At 65.1% G+C, this 8,485-nt stretch carries 4 protein-coding genes and 5 pseudogenes; 5 read left to right on the forward strand and 4 right to left on the reverse strand.

Going from position 1 to position 8,485, the window contains the following annotated elements:
- Nucleotides 1-155 (reverse strand): transposase (locus ACLJT4_RS41925; protein ID WP_411130400.1); only part of this gene is annotated, 155 nt, incomplete at its 3' end.
- Nucleotides 156-228: 73 nt separating this feature from the next.
- Between ACLJT4_RS41925 and ACLJT4_RS41930 the strand changes: the two are divergent.
- From ACLJT4_RS41930 to ACLJT4_RS41950, 5 genes and pseudogenes are all read left to right on the forward strand, one after another.
- A pseudogene (locus ACLJT4_RS41930) lies at nt 229-570 on the forward strand (transposase); the annotation flags it as partial.
- Between the two features lie 66 nt (nt 571-636).
- Nucleotides 637-1,463 (forward strand): IS5 family transposase gene (locus ACLJT4_RS41935; protein ID WP_411130397.1). Its coding sequence is split into 2 segments (ribosomal slippage): nt 637-972 and nt 975-1,463, totalling 825 coding nucleotides; the frame shifts between segments, so codons are not numbered across the junction.
- 12 nt (nt 1,464-1,475) lie between these two features.
- Nucleotides 1,476-2,147 (forward strand): annotated as a pseudogene (locus ACLJT4_RS41940) (transposase); the annotation flags it as partial.
- A 757-nt stretch (nt 2,148-2,904) separates the two neighbouring features.
- The gene (locus tag ACLJT4_RS41945) at nt 2,905-4,377 is read left to right on the forward strand and encodes a peptidoglycan D,D-transpeptidase FtsI family protein (RefSeq protein WP_411130398.1); all 1,473 of its coding nucleotides are present in this window, start codon (nt 2,905-2,907) and stop codon (nt 4,375-4,377) included.
- Nucleotides 4,378-4,735: 358 nt separating this feature from the next.
- Entirely contained in the window at nt 4,736-7,009 is a 2,274-nt protein-coding gene (locus ACLJT4_RS41950) for a transglycosylase domain-containing protein (RefSeq protein WP_411130399.1), read from the forward strand.
- A gap of 91 nt (nt 7,010-7,100) precedes the next feature.
- Here ACLJT4_RS41950 and ACLJT4_RS41955 read toward each other — a convergent pair.
- The 3 pseudogenes from ACLJT4_RS41955 to ACLJT4_RS41965 form a co-directional block, all read right to left on the reverse strand.
- Nucleotides 7,101-7,864 (reverse strand): annotated as a pseudogene (locus ACLJT4_RS41955) (transposase family protein).
- A gap of 161 nt (nt 7,865-8,025) precedes the next feature.
- Nucleotides 8,026-8,325, reverse strand: a pseudogene (locus ACLJT4_RS41960) (transposase); the annotation flags it as partial.
- 4 nt (nt 8,326-8,329) lie between these two features.
- Nucleotides 8,330-8,485, reverse strand: a pseudogene (locus ACLJT4_RS41965) (IS30 family transposase); the annotation flags it as partial.

Here is an 8,485-nt window from a genome sequence, read left to right on the forward strand (position 1 = left end):
CCGTCGTCGATGTCCGCGCGGCGCATCCATTTCCACAACGTCATCGGATGGACGCCGAAGTCCTTGGCCACCTGCTCGACCGTCACCCCCGGGCCACGGTTCCTCGCAACCCGCACGACGTCCTCACAGAACTCTTCGGGATAAGGCTTGGGCACAGCGACATCCTTCCCACCCGCCCCACAGAGCAAGCCAGTTCAGATGTCACCCGATCGTGCGGCAGACCCGCGCCGCTACGCCACCGTGATCATCGACGCCGAAACCCATGAGCGGATCGACGTACTGCCCGACCGCACGGCCGACACCCTGGAGGCGTGGCTGCGCGAGCATCCAGGCGTCGAGGCCGTATGCCGCGACGGCTCGGCGACCTACGCCGAAGCCATCCGCCGCGCCCTGCCCGACGCCACACAAGTCGGCGACCGATGGCATATCTGGCACAACCTGTGCGAAGCCGCCCTGAGCGAGGTCAAGGCGCACAGCACATGCTGGGCCACCGTGCTGGACGCGCCGATCTACGACGGCCCCTGCGCCCAGAGCACCCTGGATCGCTGGCACCAGGTCCACGGTCTGCTCGACTAAGAGCTCCTAACGCAACACTGGTAGCCGTGTCCTCCGGACGGATGCGTCGGTTGCTTGGGTATGGGCAAGCGGAACCCTCAACCCTGGCTGGTTGACGATGAGTTGTGGTCGAGAATCGAGCCGTTGCTGCCATCGACACCCGATGGTCAGCGGCGGCCGGGGCGGAAGAAGGCGTTGGAGGACCGCAAGGTGCTCTGCGGCATCTTGTTCGTCCTCTTCACCGGCATCCAGTGGGAATGGCTGCCCGGCGAGCTCGGGTTCGGCTCGGGGATGACCTGCTGGCGGCGGCTGCGGGACTGGAACAACGCCGGGGTGTGGCAGCGGCTGCACGAGGTGCTACTGGACGAACTGCGGGCCACCGACCGTCTGGACTTGTCGCGGGCGGTGATCGACAGCTCCCACGTCCGGGTGCTCAAGGGCGGCCCAAAACCGGACGGAGCCCCGTCGACCGCGGCCGACCGGGCTCCAAACACCACGTGATCTGCGACGCCACAGGCATCCCGCTGGCTGTGACGCTGACCGGAGGAAACCGCAACGACGTCACCCAGCTGATGCCCCTGCTGGAAGCGATCCCGTCCATCCGCGGCAAACGCGGCCGGCCCCGCAAGCGACCGAAGGAGGTCTACGCCGACCGAGGCTACGACCACGACTGCTACCGCCGCCAGGTCTGGGCAAAGGGCATCAAGCCGGTCATCGCCCGACGCGGCACCGACCACGGCTCCGGCCTGGGAACCAAGCGATGGGTCGTGGAACAGACGATCGCGCTCCTGCACTGGTTCGGCCGCCTGCGCATCCGCTGGGAAACCCGAGACGACATCCACGAGGCGTTCCTCAAACTCGCCTGTTCACTGATCTGCTGGCGACGCCTGCAAAACACGTTGTGTTAGGAACTCTAAGGCGTGGACCTGCTCGAATGCGCCCGCCGCCTGCAACTGGCCCTGAACACCGTCAAACGCTACGCCCGCGCCGACAAGCCCGAACGCATGCTCCGCGTCCCCAAATACCGCGCCAGCCTGGTCGATCCCCACCGTGAGCATCTGCGCAAACGCCGGGCCGAAGACCCTTCCGTCCCCGTCACGCACCTCTTCGAGGAGATCAAGGCCCTCGGCTTCACCGGCTGCCTGAACCTCCTGCACAAGTACATCAACCAAGGACGCACGGACGCCGACCGCAGTCACATCTCCCCGCGCCGGCTTGCCCGGATGCTGCTGACCAGACCCGACAACCTCAAGGCCGAACAACGCGACCTCCTGACCAACCTCACCGCCGCCTGTCCCGAGATGACCCAACTCGCCGCCAGTATCACAGACTTCGCCGCGCTCCTTGTGCCTCACGCCGACAACGCCGGCGCGCTCACGCGCTGGATCACTCAGGTCCGCGGCGCCGACCTGCCCCACCTGCACGCCTTAAGCGGCCTGGAGAGGGACCTCGACGCCGCGAACGCCGCGCTCACGCTTCCGTACAGCAACGGCCCCACCGAAGGCGTCAACACCAAGACCAAACGGATCGCACGCCAGATGCACGGCCGAGCAGGCTTCACCCTGCTCCGCCACCGCATCCTCCTCGGATAGCGACACTCTCCGTCACCACCGAATGTGAGACAGGGCCGTTCTATTTACAGTCCCGCACCTCTCGCACAGCGGGGGAGCCTCAGGGGCTTGGCCGAGCCGAGAAGGGATCTGCTGCTGAAGTGTGGCAACACGCTCCAACCGGACCTCGGGGACGGGCGGTCAGGACTTTGGTCCCTAGATTCCCCTTGATAATTCCTTGACCATTTCTTGGGGAATGGGGGCGATGTCTAGGCCCGTGGCCGGCACAGCGCCCAGACGTCCCGGCGGCGCCGCAAGGGCCAGCCTCCGCCCGAACTGAGAGCCTGACCCGCCTATGCCGCACAAGCTCACATCAGCACAGCAGTTCCTCGCCTATGACGGCACCAGCCGCATTTGGCAGAGGATCAACATCCGGGGCTGCCTCGGGTGTGATCTTCGCCGAACCCACATATTCGGCGGCACGTCCTCCTGGGTCGTCACCGGCATGACCTGCTCTGGATATGTCGGCGCCTTCCAAATCCGTGGGTCGCCCGTTCGTCAAACTGGTACGGGCGAGCAGCCTTGCCCCCTTTTAAAGTCGTGAACGCAGTGGATTTCTCGAACCCCGTCTCGGCAACATTTCCGGTGTCAAGGCTGCCATATCCGGCTGGTGGGGCCCGGGGCAGCTCAGTTTCTCCCGCACGCGCCCAACCCTCGGCGTGCATCCATGGTGTCTGCGGATCCGATGAGGGGCGTTACCACTGCTTCCCCCAGAACCGTCTGAGAAGGAGTACGAAGGATGAACAGACCCCTGCGGCATGTAGCCGTCTTCTTCGGCGTAATAGTGCTGGCACTGTTGGTTCGGGTGACGTGGGTGCAGTTCGTCCAGGGCGACAGGCTGGCCAGCGATCCGCATAACCGGCGGGTGCAAATCGAGGCATTCGCCAAGCCTCGCGGCGACATCATTGTTGACGGGGAATCGATCACCGGCTCCGAGCTCTCCCCCGGATCGGACCTCAAGTACAAGCGCGTCTTCAAGAACGGCCCCATGTACGCGCCGGTCACTGGCTACTTCTCCCAGGCCCACGGCGCGACGTTTCTTGAAGGCGTGCACACTGACGTGCTCAGCGGCAAGGACAGCAGGCTCTTCAGGGGCCCCCTCGACATGCTGACCGGTGAGAAGCCGCGGGGCGGCGATGTCATCACCAGCATCGCCCCGAAGGCCCAAAAGGCCGCTTACAAGGGGCTGACCGACCTGGACGCCAAGGGCGCGGTGGTCGCGCTCGACCCACGTACTGGCAAGATCCTCGCCATGGTGAGCACGCCGTCCTACGACCCCTCGGCCTTCGCCGGCCTGTCGAGCAAGGAAGGGGAGGAGTTCCTGAGGCTGGACAAGGACAAGGACAAGCCACTGAGCAACCGGGCGATCCGCGAGATCTACCCACCCGGATCGACCTTCAAGGTCCTCACAGCGGCGGCCGCCCTCGAACACGGAACAGTCACCGATATCAACGCCCCCTCGGGCATCCCGGCCCCCTACCAACTGCCGCTCAGCAGCACGAAGATCGGCAACGTCGTCCCCGACGCCCAGTGCGACAAGGTCTCGATGAAGACCGGCATGCAGTGGTCCTGCAACAACATTTTCCTCGACGCCGCGTTCAAAACCGGCAAGGACCAGATGCGTGAAACGGCGGAGAAGTTCGGCTTCAACCAAGAACAGTTCACCCCCGTCCGCACGGCCGCCAGTGGCTATCCCAGTGACCTAGACCAGCCCCAGACCGCGCTGACCGGCATGGGTCAGGGCAGCGTGACCAGCACGCCGCTACAGATGGCCATGGTCGCCGCCGGGATCGCCAACGACGGCAAGGTGATGAAACCGTACATGGTGGACGAGCTACGCGGACCTGATCTGTCCACCATCGAGAAGAACGAACCCGAGGTCCTGAGCCAAGCCGTCTCCGAGAACACCGCAAAGAAGGTGCAGGAGATGATGGAGCACACCGTGAGCCACGGCACGGGAAGCAAAGTGAAGATCGACGGCGTCACGGTCGGCGGCAAGCCGGGTACCGCCCAGCACGGCGCCGACGTCAACGGCGAGCGCCCCTACGCCTGGTTCGTCTCCTACGCCAAGCACAGCGATGGCTCCTCCCCGGTCGCGGTCGCCGTCCTCGTAGATCCCAAAGACATGACCATCTCCCGCTCCGACATCGCGGGCGGCCGACTGGGCGCCCCGATCGCCAAAGCGGTCATGAAAGCCGTTCTGGACCGGTAGACCTCGTGCGCGCACAGCCGCCGACAGTACCGCTTGGCCGACCGATGCCCGCCGGCGGTGTGAAATCGGCACGAACCCTCGCAACGGCAACGGCCCTTTGGCTTGGCCGCCACGAGTCCGCCTGCCAACTGAGCAGCCGGCTCGCCGCGTTGAAGGTACCGGCGGCTCTCCGAAGGACCTGATCCGAACCGTCCTTCGGATCGAAACGGACACGACCGGGATGACACGCCAGAACGGGGCAACAGTCGCCGTACGCGACGGAGGAAATGTTCCGCCCCGGTCGCGAAATCAATGGCAGGCGTTCACCGCGTTCGGCGCGTGATCCATGTAGCGAGTTGAAAGGTGGGCGACTTAAGGTATGGGCCGAGCAGAAGATAGGCGCGCCCGGCGGCGCGGGACGCGCCGGGGCAAGCAGCGGGAGGGGAAGAGAGGCATACGCCGGTTCTTCACCTGGAAGAAGGCCGTCGGCACACTCTTGGGTCTGTTCCTGCTCACGATGGGTGTCTTCTATGCTGTCTATGTTGTGGTACCGATCCCCGAGGCCAACGCCATGGCCCAGCGCCAGAACAACCTCTACAAGTACTCCGACGGCACGGTCTTGGCCCGCACTGGTCAGATCAACCGGGACATCGTCGGTCTGGAGAAGGTCCCCAAACAGGTCCAGGAGGTCTTCGTCGCCGCCGAGAACATTTCTTTCTATCAGGACAACGGCGTGGACCTCAAGGGAACTGTCCGCGGCTTGTGGAACACCGTCTCCGGCAAGGGCAAACAAGGCGGCTCGACCATCACCCAACAGTACGTCAAGAATTTCTACCTGGACCAGGAGCAGACGCTCACCCGCAAGCTCAAGGAACTGGTGATCTCCCTCAAGGTCGACCAGCGCCACGACAAGAGCGAGATCCTCGCCGGCTATCTCAACACCAACTACTACGGGCGCGGTGCCTACGGAATCCAGGCCGCGGCGAAGGCGTACTACGGCGTCGACTCCGCCGAGCTCTCCGTTGAGCAAGGCGCCTATCTCGCGGCACTGCTCCAGGCCCCCAGCAAGTATGACTGGGCGGCCGCCTCGGACACCGGGAAGAAGCTGGTCACCGAGCGCTGGAACTATGTGCTAGACAACGCGGTCGAGATCAAGGCTGTAGACGCCGGCCGACGTGCCGCGATGACGTTCCCGATCCCCATCGAGCCCAAGCCCGACCCTGGCACGGAGGGCCAGACCGGCTACCTCATACAGGCCGCCAACGCGGAAATGCGCAAACAGGGCATCAGCGAGCAGGAGCTGCACCAAGGCGGCTGGACGATCACCACCAACATCGACCGGAAGAAGCAGAAGCTCCTCGAGAACGCCGTCAAAGCGGAGCTCACCAGCAAGCTCGACCCCAAGAAGAGGGCCGACCAGGACGTCCAAGCCGGCGCGGTCTCGGTGGACCCGAAGACGGGTGCGGTCGTCGCGCTCTACGGCGGCCAGAACTTCGCCGAGCACCAACTCAGCAACGCCACCACCACCACGTACCAGCCCGGCTCCACCTTCAAACCGATCGTCCTCGCCTCCGCGCTGGACAACAACGCCACGACCCAGGACGGCAAGCCGATCAATGCCGGCACCATCTACAACGGCAATAGTGAGGTCCCAGTCAAAGGCCCGGGCGGCGACAGCTACGCCCCGCCCAACCTGGACGACATCTCCCACGGCCCCGTCACCGTCCAGGAAGCCATGAACAAGTCGGTCAACACCGCCTTCGCGCAGATGGGCGTGGACGTCGGCCTCCACCGAGTCCAGGACGACGCCTTCGAACTCGGAATGGACGGCATCAAGACGCAAAAGGCGCTCCCGTCCATGACGCTCGGCTCCTACGGCGCCAGCCCTCTGCAGATTGCCGGTGTCTACGCCACGCTCGACAACCACGGCAAGAAAGTCACCCCGACCGTCGTCGCAGGGGCCGATCACCCGACGCGCTCTTACGACCCCCAACAGGGCACAGGAGCCCAGGTGATCAGCCGGGAGGCAGCGGACGGTGTCACCTCGGTGCTCACCGGCGTGGTCGACGACGGCTCGGCCCGCACGTCGGTCGCAGAGGCCCCTAACCGGGAAGGCCGCCAGGTGGCAGGCAAGACCGGTACCTCTGACGACAACAAATCAGCCTGGTTCGTCGGCTACACCACCAACCTGGTCACCTCGGTCGCTCTGTGGGGCGAGGCGGCCGAGCCCCGCCAGGTGAGGGACGACCACGGGGAGGAGACCGTTCCCAAGGGCGGCCAGGTCTCTATCGAGGGCGCGGGCGACAGCGCCGGCCGGGTCGCCGGCGGTGGCATCCCGGCCAAAATCTGGTCCGCATACACCTTCGAAGCCGTCAAGGCAGACCACACCCCATTCGACCTCCAGACCAACGAGAGGCTTCCCGCGGCCAGCACCAGTCCGTCCGCCCGGTCCGACGGCGCGCCATCGCCGACACTCCCGGCACGCATCCCCTCCGACGTTCCCGCACCGACCCCATCGACGAGCGCTCCCTCCAGCTCGCCGACGGGTACCTCTTCGAGAACGCCGACGCACCGCCCCACGCCTACGCCCACCCCGCCACCGAGCAGCCCGACAATTGATCCCCCGACGGGTGGCCCCGATGGCACCGACTAGGCTGGATCCGGGACCAGGAAGCCAGATGGCTCTCGGGCGTGCCACGATTGGCTGCGGCCGAACATCAACACAAGGCCTCAGTGAACCGTCTTCATCCTGAATATGTGCAGGTCATCAGGGTGTGGACAGCTTGGATTGCTGTGCCGATGCGACGGTGGAACACCGTGCCTGTCGGAGCAGCCGCCAGGATTTGAGTCGGGCGAAGGCACGTTCGCCCGGGGCGCGTCGTCGGGCGCGGTCGCGGTTGAACTGCTGGTAGTGCTCGGGCTGTTCACGGTGGTGGTAGTACGGGGTGCGGACGGTAGCGCCTGCACCCTGGTAGGCCCGGTCCGCGAGTACGAGGATCTGCCGGGTGAGGCAGGCCTGGACGATGCCGTGGGCACGGGCCGCGGTCAGGTCGTGGGTGCGGCCCGGCGTCGCACGGGAGAACCACAGTGGGGTGCCGTCCGGGCGGGTAATGACCTGCACGTTCATGCCATGCTGCTTGTGCTTCTGGCGGTAATACGGCTGGTCTGCGGCGACCCGGTCGATGGGGATGAGCGTGCCGTCGACGATGACGAAGTCCCCTTCGCCCAGGCCGACGAGAGACTCGTGCAGGCCGGGTACCCAAGAGGCCAGCACCTCGAGGGTCTCGTCGACATACCGCCACGCGGTCGTGGTCGAGACGCTGAAGTCGGCCGCGAGAGCGGGCAGCGTCTCGTTCTTGCGCAGATGCACCAGAGCCAGCAGAGCCTGCTTGAAGCAGCCCAACTTGCGCCACCGCGAGCCGAGTTCACACCTTCGGGCATAGATGAGCCACGAGACGTGCTCGACCAGCCCATAAGGGACGTCGACCGTGGCACGATACGGGACCAAGCGAGGCTCCTCGGACGATGCGTGGTGCGTAGAGAACACCAGTGCAACGACCAGGAGCCTCGTCTTGTCACCCCGCCTCGCTGACCTGCACCTTCACACTGCAGAGACAGGATGAAAACAGTTCAGTGAACGGGCCTTGACCCTGTGTCCTGGACACGGGTTTATGCGGCATCGGCCAGCGTAGTTGTTGTTGCGGTGGCTTTCTCGTAGTCGATGGGACTGCGGTGTCCGAGGCGGGAGTGCCGCCGTCGGGTGTTGTATCGGTGGAGCCAGCGGAATGCGTCGAGTCGGGCTTCGCGCTCGCTTGACCAGCCCTTTTGGCCCTGCAATGTCTCCCTTTTGAAGGTTGCGTTGAAGCTTTCCGCGGCGGCGTTGTCCGCCGAGCTGCCCACGGCGCTCATGCTCTGGAGTACGCCCGCACGGTGGCAGGTGTCGACGAAGGCCCTGCTCGTGTATTGGGCGGATTCAACCGGTCGTCGCAACACCGGCTTGTACTGATCGTAGATGATCATTGAGGGCTTCCGCAGGGGTCTTCCAGGCGAGGGTCTTGCGGGGACGGGAGTTGAGGACCGTGGCGATGGCAGCCAGTTCGTCGCCGCTCCATCGGGACAGGTCGGTGCC

The sequence above is a fragment of the Streptomyces sp. x-19 genome, from assembly GCF_046549115.1.
Classification (GTDB): domain Bacteria; phylum Actinomycetota; class Actinomycetes; order Streptomycetales; family Streptomycetaceae; genus Streptomyces; species Streptomyces albulus_C.